This window comes from Rhizobium sp. 'Codium 1', assembly GCF_020889605.1.
Lineage (GTDB): Bacteria > Pseudomonadota > Alphaproteobacteria > Rhizobiales > Rhizobiaceae > Allorhizobium > Allorhizobium algae.
In genome coordinates, this window is the sequence record NZ_JAJGPW010000001.1 from 200,000 (window position 1) to 216,977 (window position 16,978).

The following is a 16,978-nucleotide window of genomic DNA, read 5'->3' on the forward strand; positions in this document are numbered from 1 at the left end:
GCGCTTGCCGGACGCCGGAGACTCGCGCCGGGCCCTTGCAGAACGAGTCAGCGCTCGGTTCGTGTCGGGTTGGCGGTCAGACATGCGGCATGTCGACTGGTGCGATCAGCTCCAGCCGCCGCCATAGGTGCGGTAGAAGATGTGCTTGCCGATCTTCTCGACCCGTTTCATCGTCGGGCCCCAGGCGGGGCGGACATAGGTCGCGTGGTAATGGGTGGCCGAGCCGACATCCTTGAACCAGATCTTGCCGGCGGTGACCGCCATGGCGATCTCCTTGGCGACCTTCCAGTGGCGCGGTGAGGTGATGATATCGGGGATACGGTCGCAGGCGAAGGAGAACTGGCAACGGTTGCGCCAGTCCTCGTTCTGATAGACGACGCCGCAAATGCTGCCCGGATAGTGTGGGTTGCGGACGCGGTTGAGGATGACCTGAGCGACGGCCGCCTGGCCTTTCACCGATTCCCCGCGTGCTTCGAAATAGATGCCCTCTGCCAGGCATTTCTGCTCCTTGTCGGAGAAGACACCAGCCGGCAGCGGGGTGGCGGCCCAGGCATGGTCCTGCGGCCCGATCTCCGGAATGAAGCGGCCCTGGTCCTCCTGCTGATCCGTGAGGATGCTGTCGAACGGGGAGACGGAAGCATAATCCGGCGGCGGTGGCGCGTAGGCGGTTGCCAGCACGTCGGGAACCGTGTTTGTGACGAGGTCCGCGACCATCGGCGTGAGTGACGGGTCGATAGGCGGCTTGTCGCGCTTGAAATAGAAACTTGCGAGTTCGACCGGCGTCGCCTTGTCGCCTTCGCGGGCGAATACGGACGGCGTCTTCAATTTCGGCTCCATGAGGGAGCTGGAGCGCTGCAGGATCGATCCGGCAGAGAAAGCGCGCGGCGGCAGCATGTGTTCGACAGCGACCACCCTGCCCTTCTTCTGGTCGCGGGTGACGCGCATTTCGTCCGGCAGCGAACCGGGATCCGCCTTGCCGCCATCGAAGGCGATCCGGCGGCCATCGGGCAGGATGAGGCCCGCGCCCCCGGAGAGGGCCAAGGACGCCTCGTCCTCGGAAAAGGCGAGACTGGCCTGGTGGATAGAGCCGGCCGGCGACGATGTCATGACCATGCGCCAATTGCTGGTGCCACGATCAAGCCCGGTGAGAAGACCGGCCATATCGGCCTGTGCGGCCACAGTGGGGAAGATCAGCCAGGAGGCGAGGCCGAAGACCAGGGGAGAGGTCCAGTTCTCCAATCGGGAGAGGACCTTCTTCGAAGGACGAAACTTGGGACGCAAGGCCACACTCCAACTCATACCGACGCGGGTCCGGCGTACCGGTCCCCAACAGGATTACATTAGAGAAATATCTCCTGTTAACCTTGATGCTTGGTTAACACCGGATCACAGGTTCGAGAGTGCATGGGAGAAACGGAGAAGGCCGCCGGATGCGCCGACGGCCTTGCTGTATCTCGCGGCGCTCCCTCACCGTCAGATGACGACGTGCGAGCCCAGTTCAATGACGCGGTTCGCCGGCAGCCGGAAGTAGTCCGACGGGTCGGCGGCGGCCTCGGCGAGCGCGATGTAAAGGCGATCCTGCCAATGGGGCATGCCCATGCCGGCACCCACCACCAGCTTGCGCCGCCCCAGATAGAAGGAGGTCGACATGATGTCGAACTTCAGCCCCCCGCGGCGCAGGCTGGCCAATGTCTTCGAGACGTTCTGTGTTTCCATGAAGCCGAATCGTATCTCGACGCGCGAGAAACGTTCCGAGATCTCCTCAACCTCGAACCGGTCCTGCTCCGCGACGCGTGGCCGGCCGAGCGTTCGGATGGTCAGAATGATGTTGCGTTCATGGATGACGTGGTTGTGCTTGAGATTGTGCATCAGGGCCGCTGGCGCGCGGGTCGGGTCGCTGGTCAGGAAGATCGCCGTGCCGGACACACGCGCCGGGCCATGCTCGCCCTTCTTTTCGATCATGCGGACGAAGTCTTCGAGCGGAATGTCGTCGCGCCGGGTCTTCCGGAAGATGATCGCCGTGCCCCGCCGCCAGGTCCACATGACGACGGTGAAGGCGGCTGCAAAGAGAACCGGCACATAACCGCCGTCCTGGATCTTCAGCAGATTGGCCCCCAGGAAGACGAGTTCGAGGACGAGCAGCGGAAGGAGCATGACGGTGGCGAGCGGCAGGCTCCAGTTCCACTTCTTGCGGACGAATTCGAAGGCCATGATCGTGGTCACCACCATGGCCCCGGTGACGGAGATGCCATAGGCGGTGGCGAGCGCTTCCGAGCTCTCGAACAGCAGGACAAGCGCCAGAACGCCGACCAGGAGAAGCGTATTGACCGAGGGCAGATAGATCTGGCCTGTCTGGGTTTCCGAGGTGAAGAGGATCTGCATGCGCGGCAGGAAGCCGAGATGGATCGCCTGGCGAACCAGTGAGAAGGCGCCGGTGATGACCGCCTGGCTGGCAATGATCGTGGCAAAAGTCGCCAGAATGACGATCGGCAGCAAGGCCCAGGACGGGAACATCAGGAAGAAGGGATCGGACATGGCAGCGGGATTGCTGAGAACCAGGGCCCCCTGCCCCAGATAGTTCAGGACAAGCGCCGGAAAGATCAGCGCGAACCAGGCAAGCTGGATTGGCCTGCGGCCGAAATGGCCAAGGTCGGCATAAAGCGCTTCGGCACCTGTGACCGTCAGGAAGACGGCGCCGAGGACGACGATCCCGAGAAAACCTTCCCGCACCATGAAGGTTGCCGCATACCAGGGATTGAAGGCCGCGAAGATGCCGAGATCATCGAAGATGTGCATGATGCCGCCGGCCGCCATGACGATGAACCAGAGCGCGGTGATCGGGCCGAAGAAACGCGCCATAGCGCCCGTCCCTCGTGACTGGACAGCAAAGAGGCCGATCAGGATCGCCAGGGAGATCGGGACGACAAAATCCGAGAGTTCGGGGGCCACCAGCTTCAGGCCCTCGACTGCGGAAAGCACGGATAGCGCCGGCGTGATCATGGAATCGCCGAGGAAGAGTGCGGCACCGATTAGCCCCAAAGCCATCAGGATCGGGCCATGTCCATTGGCGGTCTTCGACAGGAGCGCCAGAAGGGACAGCGTACCACCCTCACCGTCGTTGTCGGCGCGCAGCAGGAACAGCACGTATTTGAGGGTGACGATGATGGTCAGGGACCAGATCATCAGCGAGATCACGCCGATGACCTCGACGCGAGTGATGCCGTCGACGCCGATGGGCTTCAGCGCCTCACGAAAGGCATAGAGGGGGCTTGTGCCGATGTCGCCATAGACGACGCCGACTGAACCGAGCGCGAGAAGAAGAAGACTGCGCGCATCCTTCGGTCCAGCCCCGGACTGGTCATCGATCTTTTGCATGGGACTACAGGCTCGTCAGAGCCAGCCTTTCCAACGGAAAAACAGGAAGGGGATGATGGCGGACAAAAGCATGGCGAAAAGCGCCAGCGGATATCCAAGATTCCATGCGAGTTCCGGCATGAAGTCAAAGTTCATGCCGTAGATCGATGCGACCAGAGTGGGCGGCAGGAAGACCACCGAGGCGATCGAAAAGATCTTGATGATGGCATTCTGCTCGACATTGATCAGTCCGAGCGAGGCATCGAGCATGAAGGTGATGTTGGTGCCGACAAAGGCCGCATGCTCACCGAGCGACTGGATGTCGCGCGCGACGATGCTGCAGAGTTCGGCGGCCTCTTCCTCGCGCCGCACGATCGGCTGCGACTGGAGGAACACGACGAGGCGCGACAGCGAAACGAGGCTGTCGCGCAGCTTGCTGACCAGTTGGTGATGGCTGGCGATATCGAGAAGCTTGTCTTCCAGGAAACGCGGTGGGCGGCGCTTGGCAGCCTTTCGATTGACAAAGATGGTGATCGACAGCGCATCGAGGCGGGCGGCAAGCGTTTCCAGGATCTCGGCGGTGCGGTCGATGATGGTCTCGAGAAGGTGGCCGAGCAGCTTTGCGCCGGTGTCGCACTGGCCATTCATCCGCAACAGGCTGGCACTGAAGAGGGCAAACGACTTCGGCTCGGCGTAGCGGATGGTGATCAGGCGGCCGCGAGAGAGGATGAAGGCGACATCGCTCAACAAGGGATAGGTGGATTCCGTCCGGTAGAGCAGCGACGCCGTCATGTAGATGGCGTCGTGCTCGACATACAGACGGCTGGACGGCTCGATATCCTTCAACTCTTCCGGTGTCGGAAGGGGAATGCCGATCCGGGCCTCCACGAGGTGTTCCTCCTCGAGCGTCGGCGTAATCAGATCAATCCAGATGATGTCTTCGGGAAAATCGCCAGATATCGGCTCTTTGCCGATGACTTCGACACTTCCGTCTCTTCGATAGGCCCTGATCAAGGACTGGTCACCTTCGTGGCACGCCGGCGTTGGAAGTCTTGGACACAATCATAGACCCGAAGCGAAAGCCAAAGCAATTGCTGCAGCACAGCAATGCTGCCCGTGCACGGCTGGCTCAGCCGAAGCCGGAACAGGCGCCTGAATTCAGCTCAGATCACTCAAAGACGATCGAGGGCGCGGCGCGGCCGGACCGGGCCTTCACCTGCTCCCAGACCTTCGTCGCGATGTCGCGATAGATCTTTGCCTGCGGACCGTCCGGCTCGCTGACCACGACAGGCGTACCGGCATCGGATGTCTCGCGGATGGAAATCGTCAAAGGCACTTCGCCGAGGAAGGGCACGCCGATCGTCTCGGCTTCGGTCTTCGCACCGCCATGGCCGAAGATATCGTAGCGATTGCCTGTGTCGGGCGCGATGAAGTAGCTCATGTTCTCGACGATGCCGAGCACGGGAACCTCGACCTTGTTGAACATGTTCAGTCCCTTGCGGGCATCGATCAGGGCCAGGTCCTGCGGCGTCGAGACGATGACGGCGCCAGACAGTGGCACCTGCTGCGCCATGGTCAATTGCGCGTCACCGGTGCCCGGCGGCATGTCGACCACGAGCACGTCGAGATCACCCCAGGCGACTTCGCGCAGCATCTGCATGAGAGCCGACTGGACCATCGGCCCGCGCCAGATCATCGCCGTGCCTTCATCGACGAGGAAGCCCATGGACATGACCTTGATGCCGTAATTCTCCATCGGCACGATGATGCGGTTCTCGATCTGCTGCGGCCGACCGGTAATCCCGAGAAGGCGCGGCATCGACGGGCCGTAGACGTCGGCATCGAGAATGCCGACACGCAGGCCATTGGCCTTGAGCGCCAGAGCGAGGTTGACTGATGTGGTCGACTTGCCGACGCCACCCTTGCCGGAAGCAACCGCAATGATGGCGTCGATGCCGGGAACGCCTGCCTTCGTTTTCTGCTGGCCACTGGGGGCGGGACCGTGATTATGCCCATGCCCATGCCCATGCCCATGGGCGGGCGCAGCGGCCTGAGGGCGCGGCGGTGGCGGAGCAGATCCCTGCTTGCGCTCGGCAGTCAGGCTGACCACGGCTCCCTTGACCCCCGGAATTGCCTTGACCGTGCGCTCGGCCGCCTGCCGCAATGGCTCCAGTTCCTGAGCACGCTCGGCGGGAACATTGATGGAAAAATAGACCTTTCCGTCCGAGATGAAAACGTCGGAGACCATTCCCAGGTCGACGATGTTTCCGTCCAGATCCGGGCCACGGATCCCCTTCAACGCCTCAACCACAAAGTCACGCGACAACTCGGTCATTTCGATATTCTTTCCGCTCGGACATTCATGTCTGCGACACCAGATAATAGACCGGGAGGCGTTCGCCAACCGCAAATGCGGCGAAGAGGGTGCGACCATTGCCGCAGAAACAGACAAGCCGCCTGCGGAGAGCACCCCCCGCGGCGGCTTGTCAGGCTGCACCCGTTGTCGGGTGTCGTGCAACGTCCCCTCTGGACTGACACTGTGAATGCAGGAAGCGTGCCAGACGACAAACAGCCGGAAAATGCGGACCGCAGGCAACAGAAGGCGCCGAGGACGGGAAAACATGCCAGGAAAGTAGGCGGAACCACACCTGGCGCACAAAAATGCGCCATCGTTTACACTTACTTGATCAAGCCGAGCCGCAGCGCCTTGGCGACCGCCTGGGTGCGGTTGACTGCATCCAGCTTCTTGGTGGCACGGTTGAGATAGTGGTTGATCGTGTGCTCGGAGAGCGTCAGGATCTCGGCGATTTCGACGCTTGTCTTGCCGGCTGCCGTCCAGTTGAGGCAATCGAGCTCACGTTCGGTCAGCATGTCGCTGCTTCGGCTGTCCATCTCGCGGATCTCGGCGAGACGGTTGAAAACATGGGCCGCGAGATAGGCGAGTTCCATCATCTCAAGCGTGTCGAAAGGTTCTCGATCACCGACGAAGGAGATGGCGCCGCGGGCCCCGGTTGCATCGTGAACCGGGAAATAGGCGCCGCGAGTCATGCGGAAACGGGTGAACAGAGCCTTGGAGGTCTCGCTGGACTTGGGATCGCGCTGAAGCGCAACTTCGTCGATATCAACGCGCAGCGGGATCGAAGAGCGCCGCAGATGGGCCAGTACCGGGCTTCCTGCCAAGAGCGCCACCTGATCGAATTCCGTCAGCAGATCCGCCGGCCAGTTGGTGATGATCGAGCTGCTGCCCAGGCTCTGGGCGGTGGAACCCGGCATGTTGAGCACCATGAAGGCGCGCGCGCCATAGAGTTCGGTCACTCGCTTCATGAAGCGAAAGACGTCGAACTGGGTCTTGAAGACCTTCACATCGGCGACCAAACCTTCAACGCGCGCCGCAGCTGCCATGTCCTGGTTCGTCATCACGCACAGATCCTAACCGGAACACCGGTCATGATTTTCGGAAAGCTTGTCAAAGACGCATACGTCAATTGTTTTTGCACCTGCCATTGGCCGAACATTGAAAAAAGCGCGATGAGCCCGAGACATCACGTCAAGCCAGGACACACCCGCTCGTCGGACCTGCAACGACGGTGTGAAAGACACCAAAGGCAACACGAACGCGAATCTCTTCCTTCGGGTGCCGGAGCATAGACTTGTAAAGCGAACAGGGTCCAGATACCCCATCAATTTTACCGTAAACGGCTGTCTGCAAGATCAGATGCGCGGCTAGGTAGCGATGACCATCGACAAGGAGGACAGGCGTGATTGCGACAGAAAGCTTCAACGGCACGGTGCTGACCGAGGAACGCATGGAACTGGGCGAGGGTCCGACCTGCGACCCGCTCTCGGGCTCGCTCTTCTGGTTCGACATTCTCGGCAAAACGCTGTGCGAACTCGACGTCAACGCCGGCGGCCTGAAGACGCATGCGCTCCCGTTTCTCGGTAGCGTTCTGGCCGTGATCGACCAGACCCGGCAATTGATCGCCTCCGACCAGGGGCTCTTCCTGCGCGACAGCGTGAGTGGCACGCTTTCCTCCTATGCCGCGATTGAAGACAAGCCGCAGAACCGATCAAACGACGGGCGGGTGCATCCAAGCGGCGCGCTGTGGATCGGCACGATGAGCCGGACGGCTGAAACCGGCGCCGGTGCGATCTATCACGTGGCGGGGACCGAAGTGACGAAGCTCTTCGATGCCGTCAGCATTCCGAACGGGATCTGCTTCTCCCCCGATGGGTCAGTCGGCTATTTCAACGACTCGAAAGTCAATCATATGATGCGGGTCGAACTCGACCCGGCGACCGGACGCCCCACAGGACAGCCGACCGTGTTCATCGACCAGTCCAAGCGGGACGGGGTCATCGACGGTTCAGTGGTCGACCTCGAGGGCACGATCTGGAATGCGAACTGGGGTGGTGGTGGCGTCGACCGCTACAGCCCGGACGGCCGTCATATCGCGCGTTATGCGACCCCGATGCGTCGGCCTACCTGCCCGGCGTTTTTCGGAGAGGGCTTCAACCTGCTCGCCGTGACCTCCTGCTGGGAGGGATTGTCGGATGCGGAGCGGGCAGCTGATCCGCTGGCAGGTGCAACCTTCGATCTCGGCGTGGCCGTGAAGGGCAATGCCGAGCCGCGCTTCAAGCTCTGATTTCATTCCTCAATTCATGAAATACCCGGCCCTCGTTGCGGGGGCCGGCAAACCGCCGAGCGGTCATTTTGTTCCCGTCAGGCGGGTAAAATAAACCTGCATCTCCCGGCGGAACGAAGCTGCTTCCCGGACATTTTCCTCTCGAACCGACGCCGCCGCAGTCGTCATGACAACAGGCAGCGTCAGTCGCAGACCATCTCAGAGGAAAGGTAGGTCCACCATGAACAAGTCTCTCAAGGCACTCGCCGCAGTTATGCTGCTCAGCTCCACCGCCATGGCTCCGTTCGCCGTCGCACAGGACGCCACCAGCAACACCACCACGACCCCTCCGGCCGCAACCGATGGCGCAGCCACCCCGGCTCCGGTTACCCCTGACGCCTCCACGGACGGCTCCATGGGCACGACTGCCCAGACCGCTCCCGACGCTGCCGGCTCCGCCACATATCTGACGGAACAGGCTGAAAACCACATTTCGGTCAACGACTTCCTGGGTCAGCCGATCTACACCGCCGACAACCAGTCGATCGGCGACATCAACGACCTGCTCGTGCAGGATGACGGCGGCGTCGTCGCAGCTGTCGTCGGCGTGGGTGGCTTCCTCGGCATCGGCGAAAAGAATGTCGCCATTCCGTTCGACAAGATCACCATTTCCCGCGAGATGGATGATGCAGCCGCCACCGGTGACGCTGCCACCACGACGGAAGCCGTTGCGGACGCCGAAGTTCGCCTGACGACCACGGAAACCGCCGAAAGCCTGACCAACGCGCCGGAATTCCGCACGCTGGATGACCAGGCCGCCGACGCCAGCTCCACGGGCACGGGCATGGTTCCGACCGACGGCACCACAACCTCGTCGACGGACAACTGATCCCGGAACGAGGGACGCATCACGGTCCTGACGGGCGGCGCTTCGGCGCCGCCTTTTCCGTTTGTGCTAGAGCAGACTGCAATAGCGCAGCGCGTCATAGATGGCGGCGTGAATGTTGCGGCTTTCGATCGCATCGCCGATGCGCAGGAGATCGAACTGCGCCGCTTCATCCTTGACAGGCAGCGGATCACGCCTTGCAATGAGAGCGGAATAGTCCACAGCGCCGCGGTTTCGCGACAGGGGCTTAAGCTCGAAATAGAGATCCGCATTGGCCATGGTGCCATGTTCGACCACCACCTGGGCGACCCGGCGTTCCACCGTCGCATCCGAAAAATCCGAGCCGAGCGTGGCGACCAGTCGGTTGCCGTCGCGGCGCACACCGGCCAACCTTGTATTGATCGTCACCGTGACATTCTTCTCAGCAAAGGTCTTCGCATAGGGCACATGGTTCATGCCGCCCATTTCGGGCGCAAAGTAGCGCTCGGGCGAGATCAGTTCGAGTTCGACACCTGCATTGGCGATGACCTCCGCAGCACTCATGCCCTGATGGCCGCCATTGTCATCGAACAGCAGGACCGGACCCTCCGGCTTCACGGTGCCGGCCAGAATATCCCAGCTCGATACGACCAGATCCTCACCATGTTCGAGTTCCGGCGATTGCGCGATGCCACCCGTGGCGATCACCACGAGGTCCGGCTCGAAGGCGAGCACCTCGTCGACGCCGGCATAAGTGTCATAGTGGATTGCGACGCCGAGCCGATCCAGCTCTGCCAGCCGCCAGTCGACAATCCCGACCATTTCGCGGCGGCGGGGGTTGCGGGTTATCAGGTTGACCTGACCGCCCGCCTTGCCAGAGGCTTCCAGAACTTTGACGTCATGTCCTCGCTCGGCGAGCACGCGGGCCGCTTCCAGCCCGGCGGGCCCTGCCCCGACAACCACGGCCTTGCGCGCTTTCGCCGCCCTGGACAGGTCGTGCGGGATGAGCGCTTCGCGGCTGGTCGCTGCATTGTGAATGCAAAGCGCCTCGCCCCCTTCATAAATCCGGTCGAGGCAATATGTGGCGCCGACGCAGGGGCGGATCTCCGCTTCCCGGCCCTCGATGATCTTCCTGACGATATGCGGATCGGCGATATGTGCCCGGGTCATGCCGACCATGTCGAGCTTGCCCTCGGCGATCGCATGGCGGGCAGTTGCGACATCGGCGATGCGGGCGGCATGGAAGACCGGGAATTGGGTCGCCGCGCGCACGTCGCCTGCAAAATCGAGATGCGGCGAGGCCGCCATGCCCTGGATGGGGATGACGTTGTTGAGCGCGGCATCGTGCTCGATGTGCCCTCTGATGATGTTCAGAAAGTCGATCTGGCCACCACCGGCAAAGCGGCTGGCGATCTCAACACCTTCTTTGCGGCTCAGCCCCCTGTCCCAGTCCTCGTCGGCGACCATGCGAATGCCGACGATGAAATCCGGGCCTACGGCCTTTCGGACGGCTGCGATCACCATGTTGGAGAAGCGCATGCGGTTGTCGAGCGAGCCGCCGAATTCATCCTCGCGACGGTTGGTGGCCGGCGACCAGAAACTGTCCATCAGGTGGCCATAGGCCTCGAACTCGATGCCATCGAGGCCGGCCTCCTGCATGCGGGCGGCGGCAGTCGCATAGTCGGCGACGATGCGCTCGATGTCCCAATCCTCGATCTCCTTGGGGAAGTGCCGGTGAGCGGGCTCGCGGATCGGGGATGGGCTGAGCACCGGCAGCCAGTCTCCCTTGTTCCAGTTCGTGCGGCGGCCGAGATGGGTGAGCTGGATCATCACGGCGCAGCCGTGTTCATGACAGTCGTCGGTCAGACGCTTCAGATGCGGGACGATCTCGTCCTTCCAGGCGAGCAGGTTGCCGAAGGCCGGCGGGCTGTCGCGGCTGACGCTGGCGGAGCCGGCCGTCATGGTGAGCGCAATGCCGCCCCTGGCCTTTTCGACATGATAGAGACGATACCGCTCGGTTGGCATGCCGGCTTCCGAATAGGCCGGTTCATGTGCCGTCGACATGATGCGGTTCTTGAGGGTGAGGTGTTTCAGCTGGAAGGGCTGGAGAAGGGGATCGCTGTTCCCGGTCATACGTGCTGCATTCCTGTTCAATACCAGGCGTCCGGCTTGGCGCGCTTCGTCCGATCCACGTAGTCTAGAAGAGCCTCGTCGATGGCGATGTCCAAAGGCGGCGCTTCGTATTCGGCGAGCGTCTTTTTCCAGCGGGCATTCGCCCGGGTCGCCATGTCGGTGGAGCCGGCCTCGGACCATTTTTCGAAGGGCTCGTTGTCGGACAGACCCGAATCCCAGAAGGCCGTCTGATAATTGCGCATGGTATGGGCCGAGCCGAGAAAGTGACTGCCCGGACCGACCTCCTCGAAGGCATCCATGGCCAAAGTGTTGTCGTCGACCACGACGCCGGCGAGGTAGGAATGCAGGGCACCGCAGAAATCCGTGTCCATGACGAACTTTTCGTAGGACATGGCAAGCAGGCCGTCGACGAAGCCGGCCGAATGCAGAACGAAGTTTGCCCCGCAATGCACGGCCGAGAGCATGGACATGACCCCCTCCTGCATGGCCTGGGCATCCGGCAACTTGGAATTGGAGAAGTTGCCGGCACAACGGAGCGGCAGCTTCAGGCGACGGGCAAGCTGGCCGATGACCATCGAGCCGATCGCCGGCTCCGGTGTTCCGAAGGTGGGCGAGCCCGAGCGCAGCGACATGGAAGAGAGAAAATTGCCGAAGATGACCGGCGCGCCTCGGCGCTCGAGCTGGGTGAGCGCGCAGCCCGCCATGGTTTCCGCCAGGGCCTGGGCGATGGCGCCCGCATTGGTGACCGGGCCCATGGCTCCGCCAAGGATGAAGGGTACGATGACGGCGGCCTGGTTGGCGCGGGCATAGGCTCGAAGCGCCCTGGTCATGGTGCCGTCCCAGACCAGCGGCGAGTTGACGTTGACATTGCCCAGTATGACGCAGTTCTGATCGACGAAATCGGCACCGAAAAGGATGCGCGCCATGTCGATCGATTCCTCGGCGCGATCCTCTGCCGTCACCGAGCCCATGAAGGCGCGGTCGGAATATTTCATATGGCTGTAGACCATGTCGAGATGGCGCTTGTTGACGGGCACATCGACCGGCTCGCAGATCGTGCCGCCAGAATGGTGCAGCCAGGGCGAGGACTGGGCAAGCTTGATCAGATTGCGGAAGTCCTCGATCGTGCCGTAGCGGCGCCCCTTGTCGAGATCCATGACGAAGGGCGAGCCGTAGGCCGGCGAAAAGACCACGGCATTGCCGCCAATCTCGACATTGTTGGCGGGGTTGCGGGCGTGCTGGGTGAACATCGCCGGCGCGGAGGCGAGGATCTCGCGCAGCATGCCCTTTGGGAAACGCACGCGAAGGCCATCCATATCTGCTCCGGCCTTGCGCCAGAGGTCGAGGGCTGCCGGGTCGTCACGAAACTCGATGCCGATTTCGGCCAGGATACGGTCGGCCACGGCCTCGATCCGCAGCAGGCTCTCCTCCGACAGGATGTCATAGGTCGGGATGTTGCGTCGGATGAAGGGCACCACGAGCGGCGAGACTGTCGCCGTGCCGCGTCGAGCCGGGCGCTGCCGCCGCGTCGGCATTGGTTCCGCAATCACCTGATCCATTCGCACCCCTCCGTTTTACCGCAGGCTATGTCAGGGCTATCGCCCTGTGACGCTGGAAAATTACTGGAGATGCGATAAGCTGAACTTATGACAAGCTTTCGCAGCCTCATTCCCTCGGCCAATGCCCTCGTGATCTTCGAGGCTGCGGGCCGGCACGAGAATTTCACCCGCGCGGCGCAGGAACTCGGCATGTCTCAGGTCGCGGTATCCTATGCGATCCGCGGTCTGGAGCAGCAGCTCGGGACGCCGCTTTTCGAACGCCAGCATCGGGCGGCGAGGCTGACCGAAGTGGGCGAGCGGTTTCATGCCGACGTCTCGGCAGGGCTCTCGCGCATCGGGCGGGCCGCGGAGGAGATCCGCAGCAAGGGCCGTGAAGTGAATGTCACGCTGGCTGCTTCCACGTCTTTTGCCTCGATGTGGATGTTGCCGCGGCTCTCGGCGCTTCGGGATGACCTGCCCGATATCGATCTCAGGATCCAGACGAGCGTGCGTGATCTTGATCTCGACGAAGAGGACATTCCGCTCGGGATTCGCGGTGGCGATCCCAAGGACTGGCCGCACTATCATTCGGCGGAACTCGCCGCGGAAATAGTCTCGGCCGTTGCAAGCCCCGCATTCGTCGAGGCGAACGGGCTGCCGGACAGTCCGGCAGCCCTTGCCCGATATCGGTTGATCTGGCTGGAAGAACCGGTGCGCCAAGCCTGCAGCTGGCCGGAATGGTTTGCCTCCGCCGGCACCGATTATCGGCCGACCGGACGGCGATTGGCGATCAATGACTATGTGCTCGTCATCCAGGCGGTGCTGGCGGGCCAGGGCATTTCGCTCGGCTGGCGGCATCTTGTCGAGCGGCTGGTCGATCAGGGACAACTCGTCGAGGTGGGCGGCCATGCACTAAGGACCGGTCAGGCCTTCCACGTGGTCTGGCCACGCTCACGGGAGCTCAGTGCGCCTGCGACACGGGTGCGTGACTGGCTGCTGACGCAGACCTGAGGCAAAGGCGTTCAGGCGGTCGCGCGGTTGACGAGCGCGAAGTCGTGGTGATGCTCCGCGAGGTAACGCAGGGTGGCGGCCGCATCGACGGGTTTGCCGAAATAGTAGCCCTGCCCCATACCGCAGCCGAGTTCTCTCAGCTTCTGCGCTTCGAATTCCGTCTCGATACCCTCGGCGACAACCTCGAGCTCCAGACCTTCGCACATGCTGACGATTGCCTTGATGATGTGTTCGGAGGTGCGGTCGGTGGTGATTGCCGAGACGAAAGCCCGGTCTATCTTCACCTTGTCGAAAGTGAATTCCCGCAATCGGCCGAGGCTCGACTGGCCGGTGCCGAAATCGTCGAGCGAGATACGGATGCCGGCATCCTTCAGCTGCTTGATGATCAGGCGGGCGGTATCGGCAGACGACATCACGGCCGTCTCGGTTATCTCGAGCTCCAGGCGGCGCGGGTCGAATCCGACGCTGTTCAGGATCGACAGCGTGTTCAGGGATGTGCGGAGGTCCATAAGCTGGACCGAGGAAAGATTGAAGGACAGGAAGAGATCGCGCGGCCAGGCGAGCGTCGCTTCTGCGGCCTTGCGCAGGAGCGTCTCGGAGAGCGTGTCGATGAAGCCGCGCTCTTCTGCAAGCGGCACGAAGACGGCCGGAGAAACGAAACCCAGGTCGGGATCGATCCAGCGGGCGAGCGCCTCGAAGCCGACGACCCTGTTGTCGCGAAGCCTGACGATCGGCTGGAAATGCACGTCGACCGTATCGTTGATGATGGCATTGCGCAGCGCCTGTTCGAGCTGCGTCGCCTGCTTCATTTCCTGGGCAATCTCACGGGAATAGACAGTGATCTGGCCACGGCCGCGGCGTTTGGAGCGGTAAAGCGCCGTCTCGGCGCTCTTCATCAGTTCCTCGAAATCCTCGCCGGCAAAGGGATAGACGGCAAAGCCGAGGGAAGCGGAGAGGCGCACATTTCGATCGCCGAGATCATATGGGGCCGACAGCACATCCTTGATCAGTTGGCCGGCGCGTTCAGCCCCGAGACGCTCGAAGACGAGCGGCAGCACAATCGCAAATTCGTCGCCGTCGTGGCGGGTGACGGTGGCACCGTCAGGGGCGCAAGCTTTCAGGCGGTGGGCGACCTGGCAAAGGATTTCATCGCCGGCGGCCTGACCGAAAAGGTCGTTGATTGGCTTGAAGCCATCGAGATTGACAATACCGACGGTGAAGGGAGCGGGGTCGGCCGCGCGATCGGCTGCGAGCTGGCGCACCTTGTCGCCCAGCCGGTGGCGGTTGCCAAGGCCGGTCAATCGATCGGTGTAGCCTATCGTCTTTTGGTCGCCCTGATCTTGCTGGTCAGGGGCGCTTCGGGCGGGACCCATTCATGCTTCCTGGTACGGTTCTTTCCATGCGTGCCAGAATGGGGCCAAACCTTTAAAATTATAATATCGATCCATCCGGATCAGACACCAGGAATACCCCAATATTCGGGTGATCAGGCGGTCGATGCGTGCCGGGCGATGTCCGGTACGAGGCGGCGGATCGCCTGGTCGATGAGATCGGGGCTGAGAGGCTTCAGGATCACCTCGTCCATGCCGCAGGCAAAGCAGGCTTCGCGGTCGCGATCGAACGCCTGGGTGAGGACACCGATGATGGGTGTCTGGCCCGCGCCCTCGGTCGGCATCTGGCGGATGCGGCGGGCCGCCTCGAAGCCGTTGATGCCGGGGAGCGTGACATCCATCAGGATGATCGCCGGATTGAGTTCGGACCAAAGACGGACCGCACTCTCGCCGTCTGCACAGATGCGGTAGGCATAACCCAGCCCCTCGAGGATCTGGGAGAATACGATCTGGTTGATCTCGTTGTCTTCGGCGACGAGGACCATGGAGGGCGAGAGAGGGGAGCGTGACGGAGGGGCGACCGGTGGAGCCGCAACCTTGCGGCTGCGAATTTCCGGGAGCCTTGCCTCAGGAGGGGGCTCGCGGACAGGCAAGGACGGCGTATCTTCCGTGGTGATTTCCCAGTCATCCGCCGGCACAGGTGCCGCCCGCAGGGCAGTCATGCGATCGAGCACACTGAAGGCAAGGTCACCGGAGATGTCGGAATACTGCAAGGTGATATAGTCGACATCCACCGCCTGAAGAAGTTCCAGGCAGCGCATGTCGAGGTCGACATCGACGATCGCGAGATCGACGACCACGGCAACCGACCGGGCGACTGACAGGAATGCATCGAGTTCCTGATCGTCGCGGACACAGCAACTGTCGAGACCGAGCAATTGCAGGATTTCGAGCGCACGCGCTTCGAACTCCCGGTCGCCGGTGACGAGCAAGGCCTTCCGGCCGGTCAGACGGCCGTCAATCACACCGTGATCCCGGTCACCATCGGCCGGCGAGTTGGCAGGCTCGCCCGGATGGGGAACACTGCCTGCCGTGCCCGCCATCTCGCCGAGGCTCGCGACCACGAGATAGCGACCGGGTGTGCCGACACGCTGGAAATGTACGAGGATCGGGTTTGGCGGACCGCCATCGAGCTGCAATGGCACGGTGAGCGACGATGTGACCCCCGTCTCCAGAACATGGCGCGAGGCGGCTGATAGCCGGGTGGCGACCTCAGGTTCGAAGAAATTGGCAATCGACCCGCCAAGGGCATTTTCGGCGCCGACGGAGACAGCCGAGCAGAAAACCTTGTTGACGGCGACGAGCTGGAGATTGCGATCCTGGACGAAGACCGGATGGGCGAGATTGTCGAGGATTTCCTCGGTGAGCTGGACACGCTCGATGTCGGCACGCCACTGCTCTTCGCGGCGCTTCTGCTCGGTGATGTCACTCATCACGCAGAATCCAAAACCCGAGGACAGCCTGCGCTTGGAGAAGCGGGTCCAGCGCTTGCCGTCATCGCTCGACTGCAGCTCCGAACGTTCCTTCCAATGCGCGGCGATCTGGCAGGTCAGCCATTCTTCCCGGCTGAGCGGCGCGCTCCCGGACTGGCCGCTCACGGCATGGCTGAGCCCTGCGTCATAGGCTGCGCCGAGTATGTCTCTCAGGCGCGTTCCAGGCGTGAAAAAGGTTGAAGGCAGCGGCATGAACTGGCGGGCGCTGCGGCTTGCGAATATCAGATGGTCGTGACGATCATAGACAATCAGGGCCGCAGAAAAGGCCTCCGAAACCGCATCCAGCAGAGCAGCGTCGAGGGAGGCATCGGTCGACGGACTGTCGTGCCCCTCAACTCTCATGTCCAGACCGGGGACCGGTGGAAACTCGCTCACACTGTTGCCTCTGGGGACCTCGCCGCTGATGGCAACGAGAAATGCATCGGGCCGATGCTATGACGGACGCATGCCGGGGAGCGCTTCGGGCAGTGGTGAAATCGAGGAGCACTCCGGCCCGTGTCCTCATTCCGCCGCCAGCAGACCTGCTGCAGAGACATCGCAAGTCATGGATCAAACTAGAGACATTCCGTTA

12 protein-coding genes are annotated in these 16,978 nt (G+C 62.2%); 3 read left to right on the top strand and 9 right to left on the bottom strand.

The window, feature by feature from the left end:
- Nucleotides 1-105: 105 nt before the first annotated feature.
- From LJE98_RS00965 to LJE98_RS00985, 5 genes are all read right to left on the bottom strand, one after another.
- The gene (locus LJE98_RS00965; protein WP_229572861.1) at nucleotides 106-1,299 is read right to left on the bottom strand and encodes a cell wall hydrolase; all 1,194 of its coding nucleotides are present in this window, start codon (nucleotides 1,297-1,299) and stop codon (nucleotides 106-108) included.
- Nucleotides 1,300-1,473: 174 nt separating this feature from the next.
- Nucleotides 1,474-3,375, bottom strand: a complete 1,902-nt coding sequence (locus LJE98_RS00970) for a potassium transporter Kup (RefSeq protein WP_229572862.1) — start codon at nucleotides 3,373-3,375, stop codon at nucleotides 1,474-1,476.
- A gap of 15 nt (nucleotides 3,376-3,390) precedes the next feature.
- Nucleotides 3,391-4,368 carry a magnesium transporter CorA family protein gene (locus LJE98_RS00975; protein ID WP_267498918.1) on the bottom strand — a complete coding sequence of 326 codons (978 nt, stop codon included), beginning with the start codon at nucleotides 4,366-4,368 and terminating at the stop codon, nucleotides 3,391-3,393.
- Between the two features lie 154 nt (nucleotides 4,369-4,522).
- Nucleotides 4,523-5,689 (bottom strand): iron-sulfur cluster carrier protein ApbC, encoded by a 1,167-nt coding sequence (gene apbC, locus LJE98_RS00980; protein ID WP_229572863.1) that lies wholly within the window; start codon nucleotides 5,687-5,689, stop codon nucleotides 4,523-4,525.
- A gap of 344 nt (nucleotides 5,690-6,033) precedes the next feature.
- Nucleotides 6,034-6,771, bottom strand: coding sequence for a helix-turn-helix transcriptional regulator (locus tag LJE98_RS00985; RefSeq protein WP_420710094.1), 738 nt, complete (start codon nucleotides 6,769-6,771; stop codon nucleotides 6,034-6,036).
- Between the two features lie 389 nt (nucleotides 6,772-7,160).
- Here LJE98_RS00985 and LJE98_RS00990 point away from each other — a divergent pair, with 389 nt between their 5' ends.
- Nucleotides 7,161-7,997 (top strand): SMP-30/gluconolactonase/LRE family protein, encoded by an 837-nt coding sequence (locus tag LJE98_RS00990; RefSeq protein ID WP_229573864.1) that lies wholly within the window; start codon nucleotides 7,161-7,163, stop codon nucleotides 7,995-7,997.
- A gap of 220 nt (nucleotides 7,998-8,217) precedes the next feature.
- The gene (locus LJE98_RS00995) at nucleotides 8,218-8,865 is read left to right on the top strand and encodes a PRC-barrel domain-containing protein (protein WP_229572864.1); all 648 of its coding nucleotides are present in this window, start codon (nucleotides 8,218-8,220) and stop codon (nucleotides 8,863-8,865) included.
- Between the two features lie 66 nt (nucleotides 8,866-8,931).
- On the opposite strand, the gene LJE98_RS01000 is transcribed toward LJE98_RS00995, so the two are convergent.
- Both LJE98_RS01000 and LJE98_RS01005 read right to left on the bottom strand, forming a co-directional pair.
- Nucleotides 8,932-10,974, bottom strand: a complete 2,043-nt coding sequence (locus tag LJE98_RS01000; protein WP_229572865.1) for an NADH:flavin oxidoreductase — start codon at nucleotides 10,972-10,974, stop codon at nucleotides 8,932-8,934.
- 17 nt (nucleotides 10,975-10,991) lie between these two features.
- Nucleotides 10,992-12,533, bottom strand: a complete 1,542-nt coding sequence (locus tag LJE98_RS01005; protein WP_420710077.1) for a trimethylamine methyltransferase family protein — start codon at nucleotides 12,531-12,533, stop codon at nucleotides 10,992-10,994.
- Nucleotides 12,534-12,620: 87 nt separating this feature from the next.
- Between LJE98_RS01005 and LJE98_RS01010 the strand changes: the two genes are divergently transcribed.
- Nucleotides 12,621-13,523 (top strand): LysR substrate-binding domain-containing protein, encoded by a 903-nt coding sequence (locus LJE98_RS01010; RefSeq protein ID WP_229572866.1) that lies wholly within the window; start codon nucleotides 12,621-12,623, stop codon nucleotides 13,521-13,523.
- A gap of 11 nt (nucleotides 13,524-13,534) precedes the next feature.
- On the opposite strand, the gene LJE98_RS01015 is transcribed toward LJE98_RS01010, so the two are convergent.
- Nucleotides 13,535-14,896 (bottom strand): putative bifunctional diguanylate cyclase/phosphodiesterase, encoded by a 1,362-nt coding sequence (locus LJE98_RS01015; protein ID WP_229572867.1) that lies wholly within the window; start codon nucleotides 14,894-14,896, stop codon nucleotides 13,535-13,537.
- A gap of 113 nt (nucleotides 14,897-15,009) precedes the next feature.
- Nucleotides 15,010-16,782: a response regulator gene (locus LJE98_RS01020; protein ID WP_229572868.1), complete on the bottom strand. Its 1,773-nt coding sequence runs from the start codon at nucleotides 16,780-16,782 to the stop codon at nucleotides 15,010-15,012.
- Nucleotides 16,783-16,978 lie beyond the last annotated feature (196 nt).